At 64.6% G+C, this 25815-nt stretch carries 22 protein-coding genes; 14 read left to right on the top strand and 8 right to left on the bottom strand.

The window, feature by feature from the left end; translation table 11 throughout:
* The 5 genes from ACW4LP_RS01380 (at position 1) to ACW4LP_RS01400 (ending at position 4516) form a co-directional block, all read left to right on the top strand.
* Positions 1 to 549, top strand: coding sequence for a shikimate kinase (locus ACW4LP_RS01380; RefSeq protein ID WP_237418782.1), 549 nt, complete (start codon positions 1 to 3; stop codon positions 547 to 549).
* Positions 531 to 1640 (top strand): 3-dehydroquinate synthase, encoded by a 1110-nt coding sequence (aroB, locus tag ACW4LP_RS01385; protein WP_161127492.1) that lies wholly within the window; start codon positions 531 to 533, stop codon positions 1638 to 1640. Before ACW4LP_RS01380 ends, aroB begins: the two co-directional genes overlap by 19 nt.
* Positions 1637 to 2086 carry a type II 3-dehydroquinate dehydratase gene (gene aroQ, locus ACW4LP_RS01390; RefSeq protein WP_161127491.1) on the top strand — a complete coding sequence of 150 codons (450 nt, stop codon included), beginning with the start codon at positions 1637 to 1639 and terminating at the stop codon, positions 2084 to 2086. The genes aroB and aroQ overlap by 4 nt, the downstream gene beginning before the upstream one ends.
* Before the next feature lie 152 nt (positions 2087 to 2238).
* The gene (locus ACW4LP_RS01395; protein ID WP_161127490.1) at positions 2239 to 3384 is read left to right on the top strand and encodes a M24 family metallopeptidase; all 1146 of its coding nucleotides are present in this window, start codon (positions 2239 to 2241) and stop codon (positions 3382 to 3384) included.
* 184 nt (positions 3385 to 3568) lie between these two features.
* Positions 3569 to 4516: a YczE/YyaS/YitT family protein gene (locus ACW4LP_RS01400; protein WP_161127489.1), complete on the top strand. Its 948-nt coding sequence runs from the start codon at positions 3569 to 3571 to the stop codon at positions 4514 to 4516.
* A gap of 250 nt (positions 4517 to 4766) precedes the next feature.
* Here the strand turns inward: ACW4LP_RS01400 and ACW4LP_RS01405 are convergent, their stop codons facing one another.
* The 4 genes from ACW4LP_RS01405 to ACW4LP_RS01420 all read right to left on the bottom strand — a co-directional run bounded on the left by ACW4LP_RS01405 (position 4767) and on the right by ACW4LP_RS01420 (position 9342).
* Positions 4767 to 5510 carry a ferric reductase-like transmembrane domain-containing protein gene (locus ACW4LP_RS01405; protein ID WP_161127488.1) on the bottom strand — a complete coding sequence of 248 codons (744 nt, stop codon included), beginning with the start codon at positions 5508 to 5510 and terminating at the stop codon, positions 4767 to 4769.
* A 120-nt stretch (positions 5511 to 5630) separates the two neighbouring features.
* Positions 5631 to 6218 (bottom strand): Tat proofreading chaperone DmsD, encoded by a 588-nt coding sequence (gene dmsD / locus ACW4LP_RS01410; RefSeq protein WP_161127487.1) that lies wholly within the window; start codon positions 6216 to 6218, stop codon positions 5631 to 5633.
* A gap of 2 nt (positions 6219 to 6220) precedes the next feature.
* Entirely contained in the window at positions 6221 to 6847 is a 627-nt protein-coding gene (locus ACW4LP_RS01415) for a DMSO/selenate family reductase complex B subunit (protein WP_114540457.1), read from the bottom strand.
* Positions 6848 to 6858: 11 nt separating this feature from the next.
* The gene (locus ACW4LP_RS01420; protein ID WP_114540458.1) at positions 6859 to 9342 is read right to left on the bottom strand and encodes a molybdopterin-dependent oxidoreductase; all 2484 of its coding nucleotides are present in this window, start codon (positions 9340 to 9342) and stop codon (positions 6859 to 6861) included.
* Between the two features lie 261 nt (positions 9343 to 9603).
* On the opposite strand from ACW4LP_RS01420, the gene ACW4LP_RS01425 reads away from it, so the two are divergent.
* Both ACW4LP_RS01425 and efp read left to right on the top strand, forming a co-directional pair.
* Positions 9604 to 11124, top strand: coding sequence for a helix-turn-helix transcriptional regulator (locus ACW4LP_RS01425; protein WP_114540459.1), 1521 nt, complete (start codon positions 9604 to 9606; stop codon positions 11122 to 11124).
* A gap of 165 nt (positions 11125 to 11289) precedes the next feature.
* The gene (efp, locus tag ACW4LP_RS01430; protein WP_114516453.1) at positions 11290 to 11853 is read left to right on the top strand and encodes an elongation factor P; all 564 of its coding nucleotides are present in this window, start codon (positions 11290 to 11292) and stop codon (positions 11851 to 11853) included.
* 316 nt (positions 11854 to 12169) lie between these two features.
* Here the strand turns inward: efp and ACW4LP_RS01435 are convergent, their stop codons facing one another.
* The 4 genes from ACW4LP_RS01435 to ACW4LP_RS01450 all read right to left on the bottom strand — a co-directional run bounded on the left by ACW4LP_RS01435 (position 12170) and on the right by ACW4LP_RS01450 (position 17228).
* Entirely contained in the window at positions 12170 to 13051 is an 882-nt protein-coding gene (locus tag ACW4LP_RS01435; RefSeq protein ID WP_161127486.1) for a DegV family protein, read from the bottom strand.
* 149 nt (positions 13052 to 13200) lie between these two features.
* Entirely contained in the window at positions 13201 to 14697 is a 1497-nt protein-coding gene (locus ACW4LP_RS01440) for a helix-turn-helix transcriptional regulator (protein WP_161127485.1), read from the bottom strand.
* A 211-nt stretch (positions 14698 to 14908) separates the two neighbouring features.
* On the bottom strand, positions 14909 to 16633 hold the full coding sequence (locus tag ACW4LP_RS01445; protein ID WP_161127484.1) for an FAD-dependent oxidoreductase: 1725 nt from the start codon (positions 16631 to 16633) through the stop codon (positions 14909 to 14911).
* Positions 16623 to 17228 carry a cytochrome c3 family protein gene (locus tag ACW4LP_RS01450; protein WP_114540474.1) on the bottom strand — a complete coding sequence of 202 codons (606 nt, stop codon included), beginning with the start codon at positions 17226 to 17228 and terminating at the stop codon, positions 16623 to 16625. Before ACW4LP_RS01450 ends, ACW4LP_RS01445 begins: the two co-directional genes overlap by 11 nt.
* 193 nt (positions 17229 to 17421) lie before the next feature.
* On the opposite strand from ACW4LP_RS01450, the gene ACW4LP_RS01455 reads away from it, so the two are divergent.
* The 7 genes from ACW4LP_RS01455 to dxs all read left to right on the top strand — a co-directional run bounded on the left by ACW4LP_RS01455 (position 17422) and on the right by dxs (position 25699).
* Entirely contained in the window at positions 17422 to 18477 is a 1056-nt protein-coding gene (locus tag ACW4LP_RS01455) for a hypothetical protein (RefSeq protein WP_417177151.1), read from the top strand.
* 885 nt (positions 18478 to 19362) lie between these two features.
* On the top strand, positions 19363 to 21234 hold the full coding sequence (accB, locus tag ACW4LP_RS01460) for an acetyl-CoA carboxylase biotin carboxyl carrier protein (protein WP_443613109.1): 1872 nt from the start codon (positions 19363 to 19365) through the stop codon (positions 21232 to 21234).
* Between the two features lie 9 nt (positions 21235 to 21243).
* Entirely contained in the window at positions 21244 to 22596 is a 1353-nt protein-coding gene (accC, locus tag ACW4LP_RS01465) for an acetyl-CoA carboxylase biotin carboxylase subunit (RefSeq protein WP_114539891.1), read from the top strand.
* A complete protein-coding gene (locus ACW4LP_RS01470; RefSeq protein WP_302233618.1) occupies positions 22593 to 22943 on the top strand; it encodes an Asp23/Gls24 family envelope stress response protein in 351 nt (116 codons plus the stop codon). Before accC ends, ACW4LP_RS01470 begins: the two co-directional genes overlap by 4 nt.
* A 12-nt stretch (positions 22944 to 22955) precedes the next feature.
* Positions 22956 to 23543 carry a transcription antitermination factor NusB gene (gene nusB, locus ACW4LP_RS01475; RefSeq protein ID WP_302233619.1) on the top strand — a complete coding sequence of 196 codons (588 nt, stop codon included), beginning with the start codon at positions 22956 to 22958 and terminating at the stop codon, positions 23541 to 23543.
* Between the two features lie 5 nt (positions 23544 to 23548).
* The gene (gene xseB, locus ACW4LP_RS01480) at positions 23549 to 23809 is read left to right on the top strand and encodes an exodeoxyribonuclease VII small subunit (RefSeq protein WP_114549067.1); all 261 of its coding nucleotides are present in this window, start codon (positions 23549 to 23551) and stop codon (positions 23807 to 23809) included.
* Between the two features lie 12 nt (positions 23810 to 23821).
* The gene (gene dxs / locus ACW4LP_RS01485; protein ID WP_114539888.1) at positions 23822 to 25699 is read left to right on the top strand and encodes a 1-deoxy-D-xylulose-5-phosphate synthase; all 1878 of its coding nucleotides are present in this window, start codon (positions 23822 to 23824) and stop codon (positions 25697 to 25699) included.
* The last annotated feature ends 116 nt before the right edge of the window (positions 25700 to 25815 follow it).

Here is a 25815-nt window from a genome sequence, read left to right on the forward strand (position 1 = left end):
ATGGCAGAACGCATGGAGCTGACTCGCCCGGTCTTTTTCGTCGGGTTCATGGGCGCCGGCAAGACGTCGGTGGCCCGGCGCCTCGCCCGCACGTGCGGCGCGGCCTCGGTGGACATGGATACCTACATCGAGCGCCGCGAGGGCAAGAAGGTGAAGGAGATCTTCGCCGAGGGCGGCGAGGAGGGATTCCGCGCCATCGAGACGGACGTGCTGCGCGAGCTGGGCGCTAAGCCTGACCCTTTGCTCATCTCCTGCGGCGGCGGCGTGGTGGTCACGCCGGCCAACCACGACGTCTTCCGCGAGGCCGGCTTCGTGGTGTATCTGGAAGTGACCGCCGACGAGGCCGCCAGCCGCATCAGCGATACGTCTACCCGGCCCTTGTTCCAGAACCTGGAAGCGGCCCGGGCCCGCTGCGAGGAGCGCCTGCCGCTGTACGAGGCGGTGGCCGACGTGCGCGTGAGCACCGCTGGCAAATCGGTGCCGGTCATCGCGCGGGAAGTGCAGCGCATTTTGGAAAAGGAGGGAATCCTGTGCCCGCAACAAAGATAGTGGTCAACATCCCCGGCGAGGCGCCCTACGACGTGCGTATCGGAGCCACGGTGCTCGCCGGCCTCGGCGAGTCGGTGCGGCGGCTCGATGGCGTGGGACGGGCGCCGCACCTGCTCGTCCTCACCGATTCCAACGTGGGGCCGCTGTATCTGGAAGAGGCCAAGTCGTCGCTGAAGGCGGCGGGCTTCCGCGTGAGCGATATCGTCGTGCCCGCGGGGGAGGACTCGAAGTCGCTCGCGGTGGCCGGGGAGATCTGGTCGGCCATGGCATCGCTTGGGCTCACGCGCGACTGCGCCGTGGTGGCCCTCGGCGGCGGCGTCGTGGGCGACTTGGCCGGGTTCGTCGCTTCTACCTACATGCGGGGCATCCCGTTTGTGCAGGTGCCCACTTCGCTTCTGGCCATGGTGGATTCCTCGGTCGGCGGCAAGACCGGCGTGAACCTTCCCGAGGGGAAGAACCTCGTGGGCACGTTCAAGCAGCCGGCCTACGTGTGCGCCTCCACGGCGGTGCTCGCCACGCTGGACGACCGCGAATGGGCCTGCGGCTGCGCCGAGATCGCCAAGGCGTCGGTGATCGATTCCGACGAGTTCTTCTTCTGGATGATGGATCACGCCGCCGCCCTGGAGACGCGCGATCCGGTGGTGGTCACCGAGGCCATCGCGCGGTCGGTGGTGTTCAAGGCCAACATTGTGGCCGAGGACAAGACGGAGAGCCGCGGGGTGCGCGAGTGCCTGAACTACGGGCACACCCTGGGGCATGCGGTGGAAGCGCTCGCGGGCTATGGGACGTTCTCCCACGGGGCTGCGGTGGCCGAGGGGATGCGCTTCGCGGCGCGCCTCGGCGTGGATGTGGTGGGCACGTCGGCCGAGCTGGTGGATGCCCAGGACGAGCTTTTGGACGGGCTCGGGCTGCCGGCGCTTGACTGGTCGGAGCCGGCCGATGAGATGCTGGCCGCCATGAAGCGCGACAAGAAGACCCGTGCCGGCGAGGTGCGCTTCGTGCTGCCCCGTGACATCGGCGACTGGGAACTGGTGGCCGTGCCTGACGACGTGATTTTGGAGCATCTGCGCCGGTGGGAAGCTTCCAAATGAAGAAGATATTGCTCATGAACGGGCCGAACTTGAATATGTTGGGGGTGCGCGATCCGGCCATTTACGGGTCGGACACGCTTGAGGCCATCGAGGAGATGGTGCGTGCCTACGGGGCCGAGCATGGCTGCGAGGTGGACTGCTTCCAGTCGAACCACGAGGGCGCGCTCATCGATCGGCTGCATGCGGCTCATGGCAACTACGACGGCATCGTGTACAACCCCGGGGCCCACACGCACTACTCCTATGCGCTGCATGACGCCGTAGAATGCATCGACGTGCCGGTGGTGGAGATCCATATCTCCGACATCAGCAAGCGCGAGGAGTTCCGTCGCACCTCGGTGATCGCGCCGGCCTGCATCGCCCAGGTGAAGGGCCTCGGCAAAGAGGGCTACCTGCGCGCACTGGATATTTTGCTGGAAAACGCTGTGGCCGAAGGTAGCGAATAGCCCGATAGGGTAGGACGCCGGTGCGACGGGGCGTCCCGCGCGCAGGTTGCGCAGCGAACGGAACAGTCCAGTGAACTGTTCCGCCGAGCGAGCCATTGCTTGAGCACGGGATGCCCCGTCGCACCGGCGTCCGGACGAACCAGGAGGAATTCATGACGGTATTCGACGAATTGAATGATCCGAAGGCCTGCGAGCGGCATCTGGCTCGCTTGCGCGAGACGTTTCCCGAGCTGGGCGTGGGGGCGTTTCTCGTGCGCGACACGTCGAACGTCCAGTGGCTCACCGCCTTCGACGATGTCTTCGACGAGGAGGCGGCTCATGCTCTGTATGTCTGTCCCGACCACGCGTGGCTGCATACCGACTCGCGCTACGTGACGGCCTGCGAGAACGCCGCGCGGCACAAGCCTTTGGAAGTGAGCGCCGAGCGCGAGACCCACGCGCAGTTTGCCGTCAAGCGGTGGGGAGGCCGGCCCTCCGGGGCCGCCGATGCGCTTTTGGGCATCGAGGACGGTGTCTCGCTCGCCGAGTACCGCTGCTTGCAGAAAGCGTTCGCCGAGGCCGATGCCGGGGAGCCTTTCGTGGAGACCGACGGCGTCGTGGTGGGACTGCGCGCGGTGAAGGATCGCTACGAGATCGCGCGGATGCGCGGCGCCCAGTCCATCACCGACGCCGCCTTCGAACACATCGTTCGCTATATGCGCCCGGGCATGATGGAGCGCCAGGTGCAGCTGGAGCTCGAGGAGTTCATGCTGCGCCATGGTGCCCAGGGCCTGGCGTTCCCCTCCATCGTGGCCACCGGGCCCAACGGCGCGAGCCCGCACGCCATCCCCGGCACCACCATGCTGGAGGCCGGCCAGTGCGTCGTGCTCGACTTCGGCACCCGCTCCTACGGCTACTGCTCGGACATGACCCGCACGGTCTTCCTCGGCGAGCCCGACCCGGAGATGCGGGCGGCGTGGGACGCGCTGCGGGAGGCCAACGAGTCCGTGGAAGCTATGCTTCGACCCGGCGTCACGGGCAAAGAGGGCCACGAGCAGGCCGAGGCGGTGCTGGCGGCGGCCGGCTTCGGCGGCCGCATGGGCCACGGCCTCGGCCACGGCGTGGGCATCGACATCCACGAGGAGCCGGTGCTCGCTCCGCGCAACGAGCGGCCTCTCGTGGCCGGCAACGTCGTCACCGTGGAGCCGGGCATCTACCTGCCGGGCAAGTTCGGCATGCGCCTGGAGGATTTCGGCGTCGTGACCGCCGACGGCTTCGACGTGTTCACCAACTCCACCCACGACCTCGTGGTCATCTAGGGCTTCGCCTTGTCGCCGTTGCGTCGCCGTCGTTCTGCCGCTCGTCGGTGGTGAGCGGTTGAGTTTGCGCCATCTAACCTTTGCGCAGTCGTGCTCGCGTATTTTCTGCGAACCGCGTCTCTTCCCGTGCTATAACTGAAAGGTATTTGCACGCCGCGACACCGGAAAGGACGGTGAGGAGACGATGACGGAACGGAAGATCAATCGTGGAAGCGAGATTCGGACCAAGGGAAAATCCATGGGGCGCGAGCGCTCGGGCGCATCTGCCGATCCGTCCGACAGACCCTCGCCGCAAGCCGGCGGCTTAAAGACTGCGTCTTCGGCCGAAGGCGTCCGAGGCACTCAAGACGGTCTTCCTCCTTCGACGAAATCTGCGGAAGGCTCGGCCGCCGCTCTCGCCGAGCGATCGCTGACGCTGCGCGCCGCCCTGTTTCTGACGGGCCGCATCGCGCTTATGCTGGCGGGCATCGCGGTCATGGGGCTTGGCATCGACATCGTCGTGAAGGCCGATTTGGGCAACTCGCCCATCTCCGCCACGCCCAACGTGCTTTCCATCGGCTTCACAATGGTGAGCTTCGGCACGTTCATGCTGGGGTGGCAGTGCTTTCTCGTGCTGGTGCAAATCGCTCTTCTTCGTCGGGAGTTCCGTCTGGTGGACTTGTGGCAGATTCCCATCTCGGTGTTCTTCGGCGTGTGCATTGACGCCTTCATGGCACTGCTCGGCCCCGCTGCGCCGACGAGTTATGTCGCCTCGTGGCTGTGGCTTATCGGCGGCATGGTCGTTCTCGCGCTGGGCATTGTGATGACGGTCGTCTCGGGCACGGTCATGAACTGCGGCGAGGCCGTGGTGCAGGCCGTGGTGCGCAAGACCGGCGCCCGGTTCGGCACCGTGAAGGTGGGCTTCGATCTCGCCTGCGCGGCCTTGGCGTGCCTGTGCGCGTTCCTGTTCGTGGGTCATTTGGCCGGCGTGCGCGAGGGCACCTTCGTCTGCGCCGCCTTCACCGGCGTCATCGTGAACGCCTACATGGGCCTCTACGGCAAGCTGCGCGACGCCGCCCGCAGACGGCGCAAAGGGACGGAGAGGCCTTCCGCCGACGAGCCGCAGGGCGCCCCCGCAACAGAAGAGGCGTAGGCGACAGGGCCGAAAGAAGCGCCACTGCCGACCGATCGTCCAACAGGGTGACGTGTCCGGGCAAGAATAAGCTCCCGATGGGGCGGAAAATTCGACTTGTTAGACTTTGGGGATCGTAAGCGCCGAGTATCGCGGGGCAAAACTGACGAATAACGTAAATAGCAGGTCTTATCGGAGCTGCTTTGCCAAACAAGAAATCTAACAAGTCGAAATTTTCGCCCATATCGAAAGGGGTAGTTTGCTCGTGCCTTTAAGCGGCATCTCCGACGGCCGCCTCTTCTTCTATGGCGATGGCTGGCGTTGCGCTCGCGTCCTCCTGCGTCTCTTCATGGCGCTCCGCAACAGCTTTGCCCAAACGCAGTATTCCGTAGGCTCCGAACACCGCCGTATACACGAAAAGCGATTCTTGGGCGGCAACGCCTCCGTGTAGGGCAGCAGGAAGAAGCATGAGCGCAAGATGGCAGAATATCAGAGCGAAGAATAAGTAGGCGAATCGCTGGATGCGCGTCCAGCGACGGCTGCTCATGGCCCGCTTCACGATGCCGAGGGACGTCACGCCAAGAAGAGCGAGCAGCACGAAGAGTGCGACGGCCACGCCGAAGGCGACGGCAACATTGCTGTTGATGCTCGCATTGCCGAGCAGTCTGGGCAGGTAGGAGCCAAGGTACACGGCCATGTGCCCGAGGCAGAGAATGCAGGCAATAATGGACAGCTCGGCCCTGATCGGCTTCATTCGACGGTAGAGAGTCTGCTCCTTGCCGAGGCAACCTATGAGCATGACGACTGCGAAGAGGGCGACGGCAAGCTCGCACTTTTGAATGAGATCGACCAGGGGCATCCACAGCCAGCGGGGAACGCCGAAGGTGGCACCAAAGAAGTAGAGAAGGACGAGCATCGCGGCAATGCTGTAGAAGAGAGAGGGATGAGCCTTGAGAGGGCTTCGGAGGAGGTAGGCCGCCACTGCCGCGATAATCAAGAGAAAGAGGAAATTCATAGGGGCTCCTAAGGTTGCCGAAGGGCGAAGCTGACTGCATGGACCAACTTCACGTGAGAAAGAGAAGGGCGTCCGACGAAGGGGAGGGTCGGACGCCCTTGAAACGGGGAGGGACTAGGATTACCGCGACTGGGCGATGGCCTCCAAAGTGAGCAAGGCGAGGCGCCCCAGCGGCTCGTACAGGGTGCCGGCGGCCGCTGGCCCAAGCTGTTCGAAATAGCGCAGTGCCCAGGTCATCAAGTGCTCGTCCAGAAAAGGGCCGACCTGGTCCGGCTGGTTGTCGGAAAGCCAGCTGAGAAGCACGAGCATGCGCCCAATGTGGTCGACGGGCTCGCGACTTTCCCCTTCGTGCAGCTGGATGCCTCGGGCGCGCATCCAGCGCTGCAGGGCGACGCACGAATCGCCGAACAGCACCGACTCCGAGTCGAGGTAGACCGACCCCCACGGGGGCGCGGCGAGCTTGCCTGGCCCCACGAACAGCCGATGGTAGTCGCGGTCGAGGTCAGCAGGGTCGGCCCCGACCGTGCACTGGAGCTGCTCGCCGATTTCCTCCAAGGCCGCCTTATCGCCATAGGGCCACTCGGCCGGAAGATCCGCGGACGCCAGGCCCTCCAAAAGCAGTTTGGCTGTCGAAGAAGAGGGCTTCTCAAGGAAGAGCGTTCCCAGTACCAGCGCGCAGGGCGCGGTGTTCTCAGCGGGCGCGTTCATGGCTACTCCACTTCGAGGGGGTTGGCTAGGTAGCCCTCGTCGAGGTTGTAGGTGTCGGAGTCGATGGCCTGGCAGCTTCCGATGACGAGGTTGGGGCCCGTGGTCGGCTCGGGCAGGGGCGGCACCTGGCAGAGATCGCCGTGCTTCTCGCGCAGCTCGTCGATGGGGCCGAACTCCAGAGCGCGCAGCGGGCAGGAGCCGACGCACATGGGCTGCTCGTCGTTGCGCACGCGGGCCAGGCAGCCGTCGCACTTGCGGGAGACCGACAGCTCCGCATCGATGCGCGGCGCGTCGTAGGGGCATGACTTCTGGCAGGTGCCGCAGCCGATGCACACTTCCGGGTCGGCGTTCACAAGGCCCGTCTCGGCGTCTTTCCGCATGGCGCCCGTGGGGCAGTTTTCCACGCAGGCGGGGCTGTCGCAGTGGTTGCAGGAGACGGCCAGATGGTAGTTGAAAGCCGTCTTGTTCCACGCCCCCTCGGGGGTTTTCTCCCAGCTGCCACCCTCGAAGTCGTAAATGCGGCGGAACAAGATGTCGGGCCCCAGGTCGTGGTAGTCCTTGCAGACGAGTTCGCAGGTTTTGCAGCCGGTGCAGCGCGAAGAGTCGAAATAGAAACCGTATTGCGTCATGGGAAGCCTCCTTAAGCCTTCTCGACCTGCACGAGCGTAGAGCCGGTCGACGGGCAGTTCTTGGAAATGGGCGACCAGTGGTGGCCGCTCAGGGTGTTGGCGTTGGCACCGATGTCCACGCCGTCGACCACCTCGCGCCGGTGGGCATGGGGCATGCCCACGACGCCGGGCATGATGCGCGCCGTCACGCGGGCCATGATCTCCACCTCGCCCCGGTCGTTGAACACGCGCAGGGTGTCGCCGTTTTCAATGCCGCGCGGCTCGGCGTCGATGGGGTTGATCCACAGGCAATGACGGCAGGCCTGCTGCAGCTCCTCGATCACCTGGTAGCGGCTGTGGAACTGGTTTTTCGCCTTCCAGGTGGAGAACAGGAGGGGGTAGGTCTCGTTAACGTCGGCCACGCCCTCGATCTCGGGGAAATAGCTGGGCACCGGCCGCACCACGTCGCGCTCCCCGTTGTGGAACGTCCAGGTGTCCCGTATGGTGGCCAGGCGCTCGGAGTACAGCTCGATCTTGCCCGAGGGAGTCGTCCGGGGGCGTCCTTCCGGGTCCTCGACGTAATCTTTGAGCGCGATGAAGGGGACGGCCTCGACGGGATCGCGCCAAAAGCCCATCTCCAAGCCCTCCTGGAAGGACGGGGCGTTGCCGTTGGGGGCCGAGGGGCGACTGTACTCCTCGTAGCGGGTCTCCATCCATTCCTCCCATGTCTTGCCTTCGGTGAACTCGTCGCGCAGGCCGAGGCGCTCGGCGAGATCGGCGACCCAGTCGTAGGAGAGGCGGCATTCGAACTGCGGCTCTTGCACGGGGCGGCCGAAGACGAAGCCGAGCGCGGAGCCGCCGGTCACGGTGGAGACCATGTTCATGCGTTCCTGGTACATGAGATCGGGCAAGATGATGTCGCAGAAGGGCAGGGAGGTAGACATGATGACGTCGCAGCCGAGGATGAACTCGCACTTGCTCTCGTCCTCGAGGATGGTGGCCGCCCAGTTCAAATCCGAGCTGGAGTTGCCGAAGCAGCCGGCCTCGTAAAGAGCGAGGAACTTGATGCCGACCTCGAGCTTGTCGCCACCCTGGATGCCGTCGGTCAGTGCGGTCATCTCCAGGGGATGGTCCATGGCGTTGAAGCGCCCGGAGATGGAGATCTTCTTGGTGACGGGGTTTTCGCCGATGGGCACCGAGTTCCACATGCCGCCGTCGAAGTTCATCTGCATACCCTTGCCGTTGAGCCCCGGGCAGGTGCCCGCTCGGCCGATATTGCCGGTGATGACGGGGAGGGCGGCGATGGCGGCGGCGTTCCATTCGCCGTTGTGGCGGCGCTGGGGCCCGAAGCCCTGGGTGATGAAGCAGGTCTCATGGTCGGTTATGAAGTGCGCCAGGTACGTGATCTTCTCGGAGGGAAGGCCGCAGATGGGGGCCGCCCACTCGGGCGTCTTGGGGATATTGTCGTAGCCGGTGCCCATGATGTAGTCCATGTAGGAGGAGTTCGCCGGAGCCGATTCGGGCATGGTGTCGGCGTCGAAGCCGACGACGTATTTGTCCAGGAAGGCCTTGTCGTGCTTGCCCTCGCTGATGATGACGTAGGCGATGGCGCTTGCCAGGGCGCCGTCGGTGCCGGGGTAGATAGGGAACCACTCATCGGGGTTGCCCGAGGACCCCTCGCCCAGGCGGTAGTCGACGAAGGCGACGGGGATGCCGGCTTCCCGCGCCTTGGCCACCTCGTACACTTCCCCCATTCCGCACATGCGCGATTCGCCCGAGCCGCAGCCGAAGAACAGCCCGCAGTCGGCATCTTTAATGGCGGAGGTGTTGCTTCCGAGGCCACCGGCACAGTCGAAGGTCTGGCCGTCGAAGCCGAAGAGGTAGTTGGCGGTCTGCGCGATCTGTCCGTTGGACTCGGAGTTGATGGTTCCCAGATGTCCGCCGGTGAGGTTGAACAGGCGCTGGATGGGGTAGTTGCGGGTTCCCGTTGCGCACAGGAAGAACGCCTCGGGCCCGTAGGTGTCAAGGGTGTAACGGTACTTCTCGGCGATGATGTCGAGCGCCTCGTCCCAGCTGATGCGCTCGAACTCGCCTGAACCGCGCTTGCCGGTGCGCTTCATGGGGTACTTGAGGCGATCGGGGCTGTTGATCCACTTCCGCACAGAGCGCGCCTTCAGGCAGGAACGGAACGAGACGCCACCGAACTCGTCGTCGCCTTCGGTGTCGTTGTCGACCCAGCGCAGGGTTCCATCCACGACGTGGCACTTCAGGGGGCAGGCGACGAAGCCGCAGTGGCAGCAGCTCTGCCAGATGACCTCTCCCTCCTCGGGGATGTCGTTGGCCACGACGTCGGTGGTTCCCGTTTGCGCGAGGTCTTCGCCCTTCTCTGCCGTTTGGGGTGCGCAGCCGAAGAGGGAGCTTGCGGCCCCTGCTCCGGCCATGGCCGCTAAGGCCGATAGGGTAGAGCCCTTGACGAACCCCCTCCGCGAGACGGTCCTCTCTGTTGCTTGTGCCATAAATGGTCTCCTTTCTCCTCGAGGCGACACCCCTCCGGTGTCTGTGCCGTCTGATGCCAGTTTGGCCTCGGAAGAGCGGCTTGTGTGAGACCCTGTTTTGGTGAAAAGTCGTTTTCAGCTGTCAACCTTTTTCGTGAATTACCGAGAAATGCCTGATGGCAGAGAGATTGGAGAGGAGCGAAAGATGCCCCGCTTGCGGCGGTTCTCCTCCTGATCTGGTAGACTTCGGTTTGTTCGCAGTTGAAGAGGGGGTCGCAATCGGTGAAGCTGTTCGATGTGGGCAAGGTCGTTTCATCGTCGATCGGCATGGCGGCGGCCATGTCGCTCTCGTCGCTGTTCTTGTGGAAAAGCGACTGGCTCTCTGTCCCTTCGGGGGCCTTCTACGGTTCCCATGGCGTGGGAATTGCAATTGGCGTCGTGGTGAGCGCGGTGGCGATGCTGTGGTGCACTCTGTCGCGGCGGTCGCTGCGCCATTTCGGGATGGGCGTGGTTCCCTGCGTCGCCCTTGCGAGCTTGCTCGTGTCCGGCCTGCCGATGGTGGAGGGGACGGCTCAGTGGGTGCTCGGCATCGCGATTCCCGTTGCGGGCTCCTATGCGCTTGTATTCTCGTGGTTCTACGTTATATCGTTGCGCGATATCGAGGTCAGTTTGATGACGCTGCTCTTGGCATGGGTGGTGAGCTTTTTCGCAAGGACGTTCTTCGAATCCTTTACGGGCGCGGCGGTGACGCTGGCGATTTCAACGGCCCTTATGGCCGCCAGTTGGATATTGCTTCTCGCGCAGAACCGCCAGATCGACCTTGCCTCGCCGATGGCGACGTGCTCTTTCGCTGACAACCGGGTGAGCTATATCCACGGGCTCGGCAGTTTCTGGCGCAGCGTGCTGTACTGCGGAGCCTTTGCCTTTCTCGGCGGAGTGGTGCGGTTTCTCTCCATCGACACGACGGCGATGACGTTTGTCAACTACGGTTCCGCGCTCGCGGGGCTGTTCGCCCCCATCGCCCTTATGCTGCTGTGGCGGTTTCGGACGGTGCGCTACACCATCGACGGTGTGTTCCGGCTGGCGTTTCCCCTGATCGTGGTGGCTCTCGGGGCGCTTCCGTTCGCCTATGGGACTCCGCTTGTCGTTGCGGCCGCGCTTCTGTACATGATTTACAGCTTTCTGTCGCTGAGCGTTCAGATCCTCGCCGTTCAGGTGTCGCACGACTACGGCATCGACCCGGTGTTCTGCCTGAGCTTCCAGACGCTCGTTTGCGTAGCCGCGCAAGGTCTGGGGTACCTTCTGGGCGCTTTGGCCCCCTGCGGCACGGCATTCGACGTCTCCCCGTATGCCGTTATAGCTCTCGGGTCGGTGTGCTTTCTGGCGCTTGTTCTGTACGGAACACGGGCGCTTCATCCCTCGCGCTCGGAGACGAGCCGGCCCATCGAGTTCCTGTCGCTGGCTCGGACGCGGGAGGGCGCGACCGATCCGGCGTCGGATGGCGCCATCGACTTGGATGCGGACGACGCGATCGCGGAAGAGGCCCTGGGAGATGCCGAGCAGCCGCACTACGAGGATAAGACGGCCCTCCGGTGCGACCTCATCGGGAGGAAGTACGCCTTGTCGCAGCGGGAAATCGAGGTGATGGCCCTGGTGGCGCGAGGGCACACCATCTCCTCCATCGCCACGGAGCTGTTCATTTCCGACAACACGGTGAAGACGCACCTGCGCCGGCTTTACCAGAAACTGGACATCCACAAGAAACAGGAGCTGTTCGCCCTCATCAACAGCTACGTCGATTAGGGGCGATTAGGGGTCGATGGAGGGATGCTTGTCCTCGTCGACCTGCGTCCTCTCATATTTTCTTTGCGAAGAGGGCGCGAGACGGCTATACTGTACCAGTTTGAACCAAACGCGGCGGGCGACCAGAGGGTTTGCCGCAGCGCGTGAGCAGGAAAGGAAGCATCCGTGGCAAGCATTTCTACCGCCGATTTCAAGAACGGCATGTGCATCATCAACAACGGCAAGATGTGCACCATCGTCGAGTTCCAGCATGTGAAGCCGGGCAAGGGCGGCGCGTTCGTGCGCACCAAGCTCAAGGACATCAAGACCGGCCGCGTGGTCGACTACACCTTCAACGCCGGCACGAAGTTCGATTCCGTGCGTCTTGAGTCCAAGAAGATGCAGTACCTCTACAACGACGGCGCCGATTACTGGTTCATGGACAACAGCACGTTCGAGCAGATGCCCGTCTCCGCCGATATGGTGGGCTCCGCGGCCGACTGGCTGAAGGAGAACGACGAGGCGACGCTTCTGTACGCCGGCGACGAGCTCATCAGCCTGGAGCCCCAGATGTTCGTGGAGCTCGAGGTCACCCACACCGAACCGGGCTTCAAGGGCGACACCGCCACCAACACGCTGAAGCCGGCCACGCTTGAGACGGGCAAGGAGGTGCAGGTGCCGACGTTCATCGAGATTGGCGACGTCCTGCAGATCGACACCCGCGACGGCCGCGTCATCAAGCGCGTTTAAAGTTCCGCGCCGCTTCGGTGATCTCGAGGGCTCCCTTAGGGGAGCCCTTTTTGTGCTTTGGGCAAAACGCCGTCGCGTTTTTTCCGAAATATTGCGTTTGTTAGCATTCACGGACTCGTTTTCGGAGCGCTGCCCCTTCCGATGCGGTGAATTTGGGCGCAATTCCTCCGTTTTGAGCTGAAAACAGAGTCAAACGGAGGCGAATAGCCCCTCTTCACGCTAACAAACGCAATTTCTTGGAAAAAATGGGCATGCAACTGTTCTGGAGGATTGGACTAGTTCCATGGAAGAGCGAACGGCGCCCTTCTGGTTCCGTCTATTCTCTGGCAAAGAAGGCGAAAGCGACGCCGCCCGGGCCCACATGGGTGCCGATGACGGCGCCGACCTGCGCGAGGGGCAAGTCGTCCGGCACGGCGGACTCGTCGGCGGCTGCTTCCTCGGCGGCTTTCGCCTGCGTCAGGCTGTCGGCGATGTACTTGCGGGCCGTCGCGTCGGACAGGCCCGAGTAGGCCACCCAGATGGGCCGCGTGAAGTCGATGCCGCCGGCCTCGTCGATCTTCTGGAACACCATGTTCTTCGACTGCTTCGATCCGCGGGCCTTGCCCAGCACAACGACGTCGCCATCGACGACGCCCACCACGGGCTTGATGGAGAGCATGCCGCCCACGAGGGCCGCCGCTCCGGAAATGCGGCCGCCGCGGCGCAGGTACTCCAGCGTATCCAGGGAGGCCACGAGCCGGATGTCCTTCTTCTCCTGGTTGAGGCAGTAGGCGATGTCGGCGGCGGAAAGCTCTTCATCGCGCAGGGCCCAGGCGCGCTCGGCGAGGATACGCTCGCCGATGGTGGCGTTCTCGCTGTCGACCACGAAGACCGACTCCTTAAACGGCGCCGCGGCGATGCAGGCGCTCTGGTAGGTGCCGGAGATGTGGCTGGAAAGCGTGATGCAGACGACCTCGTCGCTGGCATCGACGGCCTCTTGGAAGAGGTCTTGGAACACCATGGGAGGGATCTGGCTCGTGCGGGGCAGCTCGTCGGTTTCTACGAGGCGCTCGAAGAACTCCTCGCGCGAAAGGTCGACGCCCTCGGCGTACTGTTCGGAGCCGAATGCGATGGTCATGGGGATGATGGTAATGTCGTGGGCGCGGGCGTAGCCCTCTTCCATGTCCGCCGACGAGTCCACGATGATGCGAATGGCCACAATGCCTCCCGTGTCAATTGTTTTCTTGCATATTTTATCGTCCGTACACGGGGCTTTGTTGAAGCGAGGAAAAGGCAAGTAAATTGTTCATAATTAGGCAACAGTTTCTCGATTGACAGCGCGCTGCAAACGTGGCCGCTGGGAAGTGTTCAACCTTCCACTAGATCGAGCAGCTCCTGGTGGGAATGGATGCCGAGCTTCGCGTAGACGTGCTTCACGTGGGCCTTCACGGTGTTGCGGGACACGACGAGCGCCTCCTCGATGTAGGCGCGGTCGCGGCCGCGGGCGAGCATGGCGAACACCTCGGCCTCGCGCGGGGTAAGGGAGAACTCCTCGGCGATGGCCGCGCAGCGGGAGGCAAAGGCCTCCTCGGGGGTGCGGGCCGCGGGCATCGGCACCGGCACTGACCCCGTTCCGGCGCCCGGTACCGCTTGTGCTCCCGCATCGGTTCCCTTCCCAGTGGTCGTCGCCCCCACCAGCACCGGATCGATGCCGTCGATGGCGCCGGCGAAGGTGAAGCGCTTCAGCCCGATGGTCACGTAGGCGGCGAAGACCAGCAGCAGCGCCGCGGGGATGGCCACGCGCAGGGCAGGCACGCTGGCAGCGGCGCCGTTGGCGAGCATGCCCGCGGCGGCTCCTGTGAGCGATCCTAAGGCCGAAACGCCGTTGCCCCAGGCTACCGTTGTGATGGCCCCGAGCGGATTGCGCGTGGCAATGGTGATGAGCGCCATCTGGGCGGCCATGATGAACAGGCCGTTGCCGGCGTTCAGCAGCGCCACGTCGGCCGCTCCGCTGTCGGCGGCGAGCAGGGGCTGGGTTGCCAGAAGGAACCCGGCCATCACCGCGAGGGCCGACAGCTGCACGAGACCGTCGGCGGGAAAGCGCCGGCGCGAGCAAATCACGTAAAGGGCCACGAGGGCAAGCGGGATGGCCGAGAGAAACGACATGCGCGGCGTGCCCGCCACCTCTCCGAAACGCAGGGCGAACCCGAAGGCCACCTGGAACAAAAACAAGCACACGAACAGGGCCGAGAACGGCGCGAGGAACGAGGCCGGCCGCGTGACGGCGATGTCGCTCGGCGAAGGCCGGTCGTGGGCCACGGCGAAGTAGAGGCGCGCCCCCCGGGCGGTAAGCGCGATGGCCGCCAAGGGGAAAGCCAGGAAGAGAGCGGTTCCGACCCACGGGGGCAGAAGCGATGACGCGGGGCTCGCCGCCAGCTGAACGGTGTAGGCCGCAGCGATGATCACGGCCGTCGCGTGCATTTCGAGGCGCGCGAGATAAAGCGCCACCGATATGGTCGCCACCGATCGGCCGATGGCGGCGAGGCTCGCACCCGCAACGAGGGGCGCCGGCGCGGAAAACCCAAGCCCCAGGGCCAGAAGCGCGCCGCCGCCTACAAGACACGCCACCGCCACGGCGACGATGGCGCGCTCCCGCAGAAGGCGCGGGGCGCGGTAGGCCGCAAGTCCAAGGCCGAGCAAAGTTGCTGCCGAGAACGTGACGGAGATGTCGCGGGCGAACATGAAGATCGCGTCGAACTGCGGGAAGAGCGAGCCGTTCATAAGAGAGGTGGTGCCGAGCGTCAAAAGCAGCGCGACGAACCCGCACAAGGGGCTCGCCTTTTCTGCAGTGCATTCCGTTTCCATGTCGCTCCCTTTCGCTCCTTCCCGCTTCCCTCCATTCTACACGCGAAAGCCCCCTGTCCGCGCGGGACAGGGGGCTCGCTCTCATAACCGCTGGTCGCTGGAGGGGAGGCGCGACGGGTGGTGTCCCTTAGGAAGGGCTTGACGAACTGCCTTCGCGGGTTGCGGAATAAACGACTCGCGAAGGCGAAGGGGCCTTGAAGACGCGGACGCCTTACGCCTGCCCGGTTGCCGCCAGCATGCCGGCGCGGCGGCCGAAGGTCATGGTGCGCCCGCAGGCGAGTCCCGTCAGCAGGTTTGGATAGCTCACCGAGAAGAAGCCGCCCGAGTCGTTGCCGGTGAGGTACAGGCCCTCGATGGGGTCGCCGTTTTCGTCGCACGGGTGCATGTTCGTGTCGATGGTGACGCCGTCGAGCGTCGCCAAGAACCACGCCCCGGTGCGCACGCCGTAGAAGGGCGGCGTGTCGATGGCCATCAGGCGGTGCTTCTCCTTGTAGTAGTCGGTGTCCTCGCCGGCCGCGGCCATCTCGTTGTAGTGCTTCCACGAGGCCACGGTGGTCTCCACGGGAAGGTTCAGCTTCTCAGCGAGCTCTTCCATGGTGTCGGCCTTCTGCACGTAACCGTCCTCGATGAGCTTCTCTATCATACCGTCCACCACCTGCATGGGGATGTTGTTCTTCGCCCCGTTGGGGAAGGGGAACAGACGGCAGCAGCCCACCTCGTCGAAGGCCTCGGCCTGCGCGGCGTGGTTTGCGTCCCAGATGTCCACGTAGGTCTGGTGCGGCTGCATGATGGTGGAGTGCAGCATGTAGTCGTAGGGGCCGCTCTCGTTGCAGAAGCGCTCGCCCTTCAGATTCAGCTTCAGGAAGGGCTGCTCGCCAAACCAGAACCAGCGGCCGAGCACGCCGTCGCCGGCGTACTGGTCGGGCTTCACGCAGGCGCGGTTGAAGGTGCAGGCCGCGCCGAGCGGGTCCATAGTGGCGCCGAGCCACAGCGCCGCTTTAATGCCGGAACCGGTGGGGTTGCCGCCGGAGCCGGGGGCCGCGATGCGGATCTTCTGGTTCCAGGCCTGGCGGTCCTCCATCATCTCCAGGTTGTTGCCGTAGCCGCCGGTGGAGAGGATGACGCCCTTGCTGGCGTTGATGCGCAGGTAGTGGCGGTCGCCCTGCACGTCGCGGGCGATGACGCCGGTCACGCGGCCGGACTCGTCGGTCTCGCATTTGATGAACTCGCAGTACCAGCGTGTCTCGGCGCCCTGCTCGGCGGCGTAGGCCAAGATGGACTCGGCGAAGCCCCACTCCTCGTCCTCGGCCACGGCATCGGTTTTTTGCGGACTGTGGCCGGTGGCGAAGGCCTTGTCGCGGCCCGGGTCGGAGGTGTCGCCCACGCCGCCCTCGAATTCCATGACGAGCTTGCCGTCGCGCTGGATGATGTCGGTGAGCCAGTCTACCATGGCGCCGGACTCGTCGGCCCACAGCTTCACCAGGTCGTAGTTCACAAAGCCGTTGGCGTAGCGGACGATGTCCTCGACGGCCTCTTTCTTCTCGATGCGGAACTCCGGGAACTCGTCGAAGGAGGCCTGTTGCAGGCGCGAATCGATGGCGCCGATGTCCTCGCGGACGTTATGCGGGGTGCCCTGGCGGTCGATGCCGAGCACCTTCGCACCGTTCTCGGCGGCCGAGATCATGGCCGGGATGCCGCCGGTGCCCATGCCCACGACGAGCACCTCGGTCTCGATGGTCTCGGCGATATTGGCCTCGTCGATGACGGGCGGCGCTCCCAACCAGGAGGGGCCGTCGAAGTCGCCGGTGCTCGGATTGGTCGGCTCGGCGGCGGCGTAGCCGTGCCCGCAGCCGGAGAGGGCCGCAGCGGACAGGCCGCCCAGGGCCGCAAGGCCCGCGCCCTTGAAGAAGCTGCGACGTGTTACGTTACTGGACATTGGGAGCCTCCCATCCCTCGGGCAGGGTCAGATCATGGCACTCGTTGCAGACGAGCACCTGGTTCTCGTGGGCTTTGTGGCAGTCGCCGCATTCCAAGGCCATGTCCTGATGGCTGGAATGCGGGTTGTACTTCTCGTCGTTGCCGGCGAATCCCCACAGGCCCGCGGTGATCTCGTCAAAGGACTTGCCTCCGTGGCACTCGGCTCGCGCGCAGAACTCCTCGCTGGCGAACTGCTTGCCGGTGGCGAGCATGGTGCCGTCTTCGGTCATGGGGTAGTTGTCGGACACCCAGGCGCACACCTCCGAGATCTGGGTCGTCAGCTCGGCGGTGTGGCAGTCGAGGCACGACTCGCCGGCCTTCGCGTGCACGGTCACGCCCAGGTTCGGGTCGCCGGAGTCGTAGGTCTCCACGTAGTAGTCCATGGGGCTGTGGCAGATGGCGTTGCAGAAGCTCGGCTGCTCGTGCCACACCCAGAACCCGGCGCCGGCCACCACGATAATGGCCGCCACCACGCCGGCGACGATCCACCCGCGCTTGGGACGCTTCTTGGGAGCCGGTCCGCCCGCGGCCCCCTTCTCTTCGTCGATGCTCATGATCGTTTCCTCCCTTCCTTACTTGTGTTAGAAACGATGGCGCCCAGTGTGCGCCGCGCCGCCCCGAAAAGCTATTACCCCAGCGGGGTAAACTTCGCGTTTAGCCTGATGGGGGCGGGGTAGGAAAGCGGGGAGGAGGGAAGCGATAAAGGAGGGGGATGGAAGGTAATGGGGCGGGAGGAGGAGTTTTTGGGTGAGAGTCGAAAGAAAGGGGGGCGGCAAATATGGAAGGGCATCATGCTGCCGGATCGGTTGGCGACGAGATGAAGGCGAAAGGAGAGCGAAAGGTTGGGCGGGGAGGGGACGCAGCGAAAAACGGTTGTTGAATGCGATGGAAGCGCGGCTCAGCAAGCGCGGTGGAAAACTTGGCGTGTCGGATGCGGTGGAAAACGCGAGGCGCTCCTATGCGGCGGGGCTGTCATGGGGGCTTATGGAGAGCGTGTCTTCCGCAAGCCGTAATAGAGTCGCATTTCTATCCTATGACCAGGACTTATACGCTCATGAATGTTGGTTTTGTCGAGGCGATCCCGCCAGCTTTATTCCGCGACAATTCCGTTTATTGTGGTGCGCCATGAAGCTTTACCTCGGTTACATATCGGCTCTTCAGTTCTGGCGCTGGTGGTCTTCTTCTCACCCGCTCGCGCTGCGGGTGTTTCACGACATGCGGCCAGGCGAGACTGGGCATACGCCTTCGTTTCCCGTCCTTTTCGTTCCGTCTCTCCGTCAATGCGCTTTCCGCGATGAGGACGTTATCGACTGCTTACGCGATGCGGGCATTGACGTTTGTTCAGCGCCTGTGCACGTGCTTGTCGAGGGTTCGCAGGGAGCCAGAGACACGCCGGTAGTTAAGAAGCATCGAACAACGGTCGCCTTCCCTCGCGGGTCGTTCGTCAAGGTCGCGCCAAGCGTTCTCGTCAGCTCGCCCGAGCTCTTGTTCCTTCAGATGGCCAAGGCGCTTGCGTTTGGAGAGCTGGTCGCGCTCGGGTTCGAACTGTGCGGCTGCTACCCGCTTTCCGACGAGCTGTCGTCGTCTTTGGTGCGCTCGCCGTTGACGACGCCGAGCCGCCTGTCGGCCTTCGTTGCGCGCGCCCGCAACCACGATGGCGTTCAGTTGGCCAGACGTGCCGTGCGGCATGTTATGGCGAAGTCGGCATCCCCCTATGGAAACCGAGCTTGCAGCCTTGGCGTTTATTTCTTCGCGCGAAGGTGGTTTGGGTTTGCGGCGCGGTCGCCTGAACGAGCCCATTGACTTCTCCGAGAGCATCCAGCGAGCCTGCGGGTGTCGGCGTGCGGTGTGCGATATTCTCTGGCCCGAAGAGCGCCTGATTTTGGAGTATGACGGTAAGAGGTTCCACGGGACAGACGATAGGGTCAGCCGCGATGCGCGGCGAAAGGACGCGCTTCTGCTGGCGGGCTATGATCTGGTCACCATGACGGGCTCTCAGCTCGGCAATGTATTCCAATGCGCTGAGCTCCTTGATCAGCTGTCAGCGAGAATGGGCAAACCTAAGAAGAAAAGAGGGGCCGGCCATTTGGATCGGCACATGCGGCTTCGCAAGCAGCTGAGGAGCTATCACAACTCCTTCTTGTTTCGTGATGGGAAAGGCCCTGATCGTTGATTCGGATGCGGATTATCGAAGGGGTTGGATTTAAGGTGGCGGGGATGTCGAGAGGGCGATTCCGGGATATTGCGGAAGAGGATCGCGAGAATCGGAAGTTGTTGGGAGTTTCGCGCAGCCGGGACGGGAGAATCGGAAGTTGTTGGGAGTTTTGCGTACTTCTCGGAGCGTTTTGCTTACGAGAGAGGCGGTTTTGGCGCTCGAGACTCCCATCTATTTCCCGATGGCGCTCGAAACTCCCATCTATTTCCGAAAAATGCCAAGCGGGCAGAAGGCGTCTCTGGTTTTTGAGGCTTGCGGTGGTTGAACTGCGGTGGTTGAGCGAAGGGAGCGCTTGGATTAAGGATTGCCGATGCCGCCCCCTGCGCAACCCTTCGGCCGCGTTCGCCCCTCCCGCCGCTTCGTTGATGTTTCTTGTCGGCAAATCGGACGGCGCGGCGCAGGGCCGTGGTAGGCTTCCCCTATAATCCGAAACTTGATCTTTGACTAACCTGTGTATAAGGAGGTGTGAGTTCATGCCACGGCTTCAGATCATGGACACGACCATCCGCGACGGTCAGCAGAGCCTCTGGGCCACCCGTATGCAGATCGGCGACATGCTGCCGATCCTGCCGAAGATGGACCGCGTCGGCTACTGGGCCATCGAGGCGTGGGGCGGGGCGACGTTCGACTCCTGCCTGCGCTTTTTGGACGAGAACCCCTGGGAGCGTCTGCGCGCCATCAAGGCGAACACGCCCAACACGCCGCTCGCCATGCTCTCGCGCGGGCAGAACCTCGTCGGCTACAAGCACTACTCCAAGGAGATCGTGCACCGCTTCATCAACGCGGCGCATCGCAACGGCGTCGAGGTCTTCCGCGTGTTCGACGCGCTGAACGACATCCGCAACGTCGTGGACAACGCCGAGGCCATCAAGGAGTGCGGCGGTCTGTTCGAGGGCGCCATCTCCTACACGATCTCGCCGGTGCACACGCTGGACTCCTACTTGGAATACGGCCAGCAGCTGAAGGATCTGGGCGCCGACACCATCGCCATCAAGGATATGGCCGGCATGCTCACGCCCTATCGCGCCGAGCGCATGGTGAAGGCGTTCAACGAGGAAATCGGCCTGCCGGTGCACATCCACTGCCACTATGTCGGCGGCATGGCCCCGGCCAACATCCTGAAGGCCGCCGAGGCGGGCGTGGCCGTGGCCGACACGGCTCATGCTCCGCTCGCGTTCGGCAACTCGCATCCGGCGGTGGAGATGATCGTGGCCGCTCTGAAGGAGAGCCGCTACGACACCGACCTCGACTTGGATCTGCTGTTCGAGATCTCCGAGTACTGGGAGGAGATGCGCAAGCGCGGCCACTACAAGCGCGGCGTGTCCTCGCTCATTCATATGCAGGTGTACTCGCACCAGGTGCCCGGCGGCATGATGAGCAACCTCATCAGCCAGCTGGAGGTGCAGAAGGCCGCGCACCGTCTGCCCGAGGTGATGGCCGAGATTCCGAAGGTGCGCGCCGAGGTGGGCTATCCGCCGCTCGTGACGCCGATGTCCCAGATCGTGGGCACCCAGGCGGTGTTCAACGTGCTGACGGGCAAGCGCTGGAGCGTCATCTCCAAGGAGATGAAGGACTATGTGTGCGGCTACTACGGCAAGGCGCCGGGCAACATGGACAAGGAAATCGTGGCGAAGGTGGCCGGCGATGCCGAGATCTTGGATCCGAAGATCGCCCCCGGCACGCTGGTGACCACCACCTACGACGAGTGCGCCGCCGAGATTGGCGATTTGGCCCAAAGCGAGGAGGACGTGCTCATGTACGCCCTGTTCCCCAACGAGGCCCGCACCTATTTGAGCAAGCACCGGGTATCCGAGAAAGTCGATTTCATGCTGGAGCAGGAGTCCAGCGCCACCAAGGAGGACGATTACGTGGACATCAATCAGATTCGCGAGCTGGTTCGCGTTGCCGAGGAGAGCGGCGTCGGGGAGATCGTCGTAGAGGAAGAGGGCATGCGCATCGCTGTCCGCATGCCGGGTCAGGGTACTCCGGCCGCTGCCGTGCCCGCCGCTCCGCAGGCCCAGGCGGCTCCCGTTGCCGCCGTGCCCGCGCCGGCCGCCGAGGAGCCGGCGAGCGATCGTCCGGCCACATGGAAGCCGGTGGTGGCTCCCATGGTGGGCACCTACTACGAGGCCCCGGCCCCGGGCGAGCCGCCCTTCGTGAAGGTGGGCGACGAGGTGGCCGCCGGCGAGACGCTGTGCATCGTGGAGGCCATGAAGCTCATGAATGAGATCGCCGCCGAGGAGATGGGCACCGTGCGCGAGGTGTGCCTGTCCGACGCCACGCCGGTGGAGTACGGCACCGTGCTCTTCTACGTGGAGCCCCACGACCCCACGCCGGGCGCGTAGGAGACAAGCATGTTCGAGAAAATTCTAGTTGCCAACCGCGGCGAGGTGGCGCTGCGCATCATGCGCGCCGCCCGCGAGCTGGGCGTGAAGACGGTGGCCGTGTACTCCACGGAGGATGCCGACACCTATCCGGTGCGCTACGCCGACGAGGCCGTCTGCATCGGCCCTGCCCAGTCGAACAAGAGCTATCTGGTCATGGCCTCCATCATTGCCGCGGCGAAGAACACCGGCGCCGAGGCGATTCATCCCGGCTACGGCTTTTTGGCCGAGAACGCGGAGTTCGCCCGCGCCTGCGCCGACAACGACCTGGTGTTCATCGGCCCCGCCCCTGAGTGCATCGACCGCATGGGCGACAAGTCGTCGGCCCGCGAGACCATGAAGATGTGCGGCGTGCCCACGGTGCCCGGTTCCGACGGCTGCCTGGATACGGTGGAAGAAGCTGCCGCGTTCGCCGAGAAGGTGGGCTACCCGGTGCTCATCAAGGCCACGGCTGGCGGCGGCGGCAAGGGCATGCGCGAGGTGCACGACCCGGCCGATCTCGCGGCCCAGTACAAGGCCGCCCGCACCGAGGCCGGCGCCGCCTTCGGCAACGACGGGGTGTATCTGGAAAAGCTCGTGCTGCGCCCGCGCCACGTGGAGGTGCAGGTGCTCGCCGACGATCACGGCAACGCTGTGGCCCTCTGCGAGCGCGACTGCTCCATCCAGCGGCGTCATCAGAAGCTTCTGGAAGAGGCCCCCTCGCCGGCGCTTTCCGAGAACCTGCGTCGCGACATGATGAAGGCGGCCCTGAAGGCCGTGCGCGCCGTGGACTATCGCAACGCCGGCACCATCGAGTTTCTGCTGGACGAGCGCGGCCAGTTCTACTTCATGGAGATGAACACCCGCGTGCAGGTGGAGCACCCGGTCACCGAGGAGATCACCGGCACCGACATCATCAAGGAGCAGCTGCGCATCGCCGCCGGCGAGCCCATGAGCTGCGCGGGCCGCGCGCCGTTCTCGCCTTCGGGCCACGCCATCGAGCTGCGCATCAACGCCGAGGATCCCGAGCACGGCTTCCGCCCCTGCCCCGGCACCGTCACGCGCTTCGAGCCCCCGGCGGGCCCCGGCGTGCGCGTGGAGACCTACCTGCGCCCCGGTTCCCGCATCTCGCCCTACTACGACTCGCTCGTGGCCAAGGTGGTCGTGCACGGCCAGGATCGCGCCGAGGCCGTCGCCCGCGCCAAGCGCGCCTTGGACGAGTTCGTTATTGAAGGAATCGCAACAACTATCCCATTCCACAAACGCGTGCTCGATAACGAGGTATTCTTGGCCGGTGACGCGACAACCGACTTTATCGAAACCCAGATGGGAGACGTACTATGACAGATCAGATGAACGTCGAGGGCCTTTCCATCGCCCCGGGGGTCATGGAGACCATCATCTCCGTGGCCGCCAGCGAGGTGGACGGCGTGGCCTCGCTGGGCTCCTTCGCCACGAGCGGCATCCGCTCCATGCTGGCGAACAAGCCCTCCACCTCCGGCATCGAGACCAAGATGGGCGACGACGGCAAGCTCTCCGTGGCGGTGCACGTGGAAGTCTACTACGGCTACGTGCTGCCCGAGCTGGCGGCCCAGCTGCGCAGCGCCATCGCCGAGGCGCTGGCCACCCAGGCCGGCGTGGAGGTGTCCTCGGTGGACGTGTACATCGACGGCCTCCAGTTCAAGGCGTAGGTGGCGCGCGGTATGGCTCCGAGAATCCACGAGCGCACCCGCGACCGCATCAGCGCGGTGCAGGTGCTGTACACGAGCGAGCTGACGGGCAAATCGCCCAGCGAGCTGCTCGACTGCGGGCTGTGCCTGGTGGCGCGCGAGGCTCCCGCCGATGAGGCCGATGCTGCCGAGGCGGGCGCGTTCGGCCGCATCGAGGAGGGGACGCTGACCGATTACGCCCTGGCGCTCATCCGCGGCGTGGAGGCGAACCAGGCCCAGGTAGATGAGCGTATTGAAGCGGCGTCCGAGAACTGGGCGCTCTCCCGCATGCCCATCGTGGACCGCTCCATTCTGCGCCTGGCCGTCTTCGAGATGTTCCACTGCGACGACGTGCCGGTGTCGGTCTCCATCAACGAGGCGGTGGAGCTGGCCAAGGGCTTCGGCGGCGAGGACGACTCGCCGCGCTTCGTGAACGGCGTGCTGGGGCGCATCGCGCGTTCTATGGAAGGCGATGGCGCGGGCGCGGCTGATGCGGTCGGAGCCGACATTGCCGCCGCCGGCCCGGTGGATGCCCTGGTGGGCGCCTCGGGCGCCGCTGCTTGTGTGCAGGTGGGGGTGTAGGCGCCATGGCCGACGAGCAGGGTCGCACCTTCGAGGACGTGCACGAGCGCCTTTCCGAGATCGTTGACGAGGTGTCCGCCGAGGACATCTCGCTGGATGACGCCTTGAAGCTGTACGAGGAGGCCGTGAAGCTGGGCCTTTCCGCGTGCGATTTGTCCGAGCAGGACTTGGACGCGTTTCTGGCGACGGAAGAGGAAACGACGGCCGAGGAGGGCGGCGCAAGCGCTACCCCTACGGGTTCAACCGACATGCCCCGCGAGGCCTAAAGGAAACCGCCCATGGATGTCCCGCGCATACTCGATGCTATCAGCTCGCCGGCCGATTTGAAGGTGCTCGATAACGAGGAGCTGGCCATTTTAGCCCGCGAGATCCGCCAGGAGATCGTCGCCACCACCTCGGTCACCGGGGGACATGTGGCGTCGTCTTTGGGCGCCGTGGACATCATCGTGGCCTTGGAGAGCCTGCTCGACATGCCGCGCGACCGCGTGGTGTTCGACGTGGGGCACCAGGCCTACGCCCACAAGCTGCTCACTGGCCGGCGCGAGGCGTTCAAAACACTGCGCACCTACGGCGGCCTTTCCGGCTTCACCAAGCCGTCGGAGAGTCCCTACGACGTGCACCCGTCGGGCCATGCGTCCGACTCGCTTTCCATCGCCACGGGTCTCGCGAAGGCGCGTCAGCTGAAGGGCACCGACGAGAAGGTGGTGGCCCTCATCGGCGACGCGTCGCTCGCCGGAGGCATGGCCTTCGAGGCGCTGAACTACATGGGCAACGAGCAGTTGCCGCTCGTCGTCATCTTGAACGACAACGAGATGTCCATCTCGCGCAACGTGGGCGCTCTTATGAAGCATCTGGGCAACATCCGCGCCAACAGCCACTACCGCGAGGCGCGCGAGGGCCTGCAGGCGGCCATGGAGCAGGGAGGCCCCGCGGCCCGCGGGCTGCTCGGCTTCGGCAAGAACATGAAGGAATCCCTCAAGCAAATGGTGATTCCCCACACGATGATCTACGAGTCGCTCGGCATCGTGTGCACCGCGCCCATCGACGGCCACAACATCGCCGAGCTGCGCGACGTTTTATCGCTCGTGCTGGAAATGGACGGCCCGGCCCTTGTGCACGTGGTCACCCGGAAAGGGGAGGGCTACGAGCCCGCCCGCCGCGACCCCGAGGCGTTCCACGGCACCGGCCCCTACGATATTGCCACGGGCCGCGCGTTGAAGAAGCCCGGGCGCGCCCCCAGCTACACCGAGGTGTTCGGTGCGGCGCTCGCCGACGAGGCGGCCAACGACGCGGACGTGGTGGCCATCACGGCGGCCATGACCGGCGGCACGGGGCTGAAGACCTTCGCGGCGGAGTTCCCCTCGCGCTTTGTGGACGTGGGCATCGCCGAGGAGCAGGCGGTGGGCATGGCGGCCGGCCTCTCGTCGGGTGGCAAGAAGCCCGTGGTGGCGCTGTACTCCACCTTCATGCAGCGGGCTGTGGATCAGATGATCATCGATGTGGCCCTGCCGGAGGCGAATGTGGTGTTCGCTTTCGATCGCGCGGGCCTGGTGGGCGATGACGGGCCTACGCACCACGGCGTCTTCGACATGGTGTACACGCGCATGGTGCCGAACATGCGGGTGCTCGCGCCCTCCGACGAGGCGGAGCTCGTGCACGCGCTGCATACGGCGCTGGTTTTGGAGGGCCCCGTGTCGCTGCGCTACCCGCGCGGCGAGGCCGAGGGTGCGCCGTTGCCGGATGTGCCGGAAGTTCTGGAAGTGGGGAAGTCCCGCACGGTGCGCGAGGGGGGCGACGTGGCCCTGCTCGCCTTCGGTCGCATGGTGGGCCAAGTCCGCGCCGCCGCCGAGCTGCTGTCCGCCGAGGGCATCGAGTGCCGCGTGGTGGACATGCGCTGGGTGAAGCCGCTGGATGCGGAGGCCATCGCTGCGGCGGCGGCCTGCCGTTTGGTGGTCACGGTGGAGGAGGGCGTCATCGCGGGAGGCGCCGGCGAGGGCGTGCTGGAGGTGCTGGCCCGCCAGGGTGCCACGACGCCTGCCGTCACGCTGGGCATCCCCGACCGCTTCATCGGCCAGGGTCCCGTGCCCCAACTCTTCGCCGACCTCGGCCTGAATGCCGAAGGCATCGCCGCTACGGTGCGCGAGGCGCTAGGTTAATCGAACCTCACAGCCAACGCGCTTCGTTCAGCCAAAACACCTGCTTCTTTCCCTGGTAGGCAGTCGAGCAATAGCGCAAGTCGACAAGTCGATTCAAATCGTCGCGAGCCGTGGAG

It is taken from the genome of Adlercreutzia sp. CNCM I-6215 (assembly GCF_977072315.1).

Coding starts and splice junctions, on each gene's coding strand:
- ACW4LP_RS01380 (WP_237418782.1), top strand. CDS start 1: ATGGCAGAACGCATGGAGCTGACTCGCCCGGTCTTTTTCGTCGGGTTC.
- aroQ (WP_161127491.1), top strand. CDS start 1,637: ATGAAGAAGATATTGCTCATGAACGGGCCGAACTTGAATATGTTGGGG.
- ACW4LP_RS01395 (WP_161127490.1), top strand. CDS start 2,239: ATGACGGTATTCGACGAATTGAATGATCCGAAGGCCTGCGAGCGGCAT.
- ACW4LP_RS01400 (WP_161127489.1), top strand. CDS start 3,569: ATGACGGAACGGAAGATCAATCGTGGAAGCGAGATTCGGACCAAGGGA.
- ACW4LP_RS01405 (WP_161127488.1), bottom strand. CDS start 5,510: ATGAATTTCCTCTTTCTCTTGATTATCGCGGCAGTGGCGGCCTACCTC.
- dmsD (WP_161127487.1), bottom strand. CDS start 6,218: ATGAACGCGCCCGCTGAGAACACCGCGCCCTGCGCGCTGGTACTGGGA.
- ACW4LP_RS01415 (WP_114540457.1), bottom strand. CDS start 6,847: ATGACGCAATACGGTTTCTATTTCGACTCTTCGCGCTGCACCGGCTGC.
- ACW4LP_RS01420 (WP_114540458.1), bottom strand. CDS start 9,342: ATGGCACAAGCAACAGAGAGGACCGTCTCGCGGAGGGGGTTCGTCAAG.
- ACW4LP_RS01440 (WP_161127485.1), bottom strand. CDS start 14,697: ATGGAAACGGAATGCACTGCAGAAAAGGCGAGCCCCTTGTGCGGGTTC.
- ACW4LP_RS01445 (WP_161127484.1), bottom strand. CDS start 16,633: ATGTCCAGTAACGTAACACGTCGCAGCTTCTTCAAGGGCGCGGGCCTT.
- ACW4LP_RS01450 (WP_114540474.1), bottom strand. CDS start 17,228: ATGAGCATCGACGAAGAGAAGGGGGCCGCGGGCGGACCGGCTCCCAAG.
- accB (WP_443613109.1), top strand. CDS start 19,363: ATGCCACGGCTTCAGATCATGGACACGACCATCCGCGACGGTCAGCAG.
- accC (WP_114539891.1), top strand. CDS start 21,244: ATGTTCGAGAAAATTCTAGTTGCCAACCGCGGCGAGGTGGCGCTGCGC.
- ACW4LP_RS01470 (WP_302233618.1), top strand. CDS start 22,593: ATGACAGATCAGATGAACGTCGAGGGCCTTTCCATCGCCCCGGGGGTC.
- nusB (WP_302233619.1), top strand. CDS start 22,956: ATGGCTCCGAGAATCCACGAGCGCACCCGCGACCGCATCAGCGCGGTG.
- xseB (WP_114549067.1), top strand. CDS start 23,549: ATGGCCGACGAGCAGGGTCGCACCTTCGAGGACGTGCACGAGCGCCTT.
- dxs (WP_114539888.1), top strand. CDS start 23,822: ATGGATGTCCCGCGCATACTCGATGCTATCAGCTCGCCGGCCGATTTG.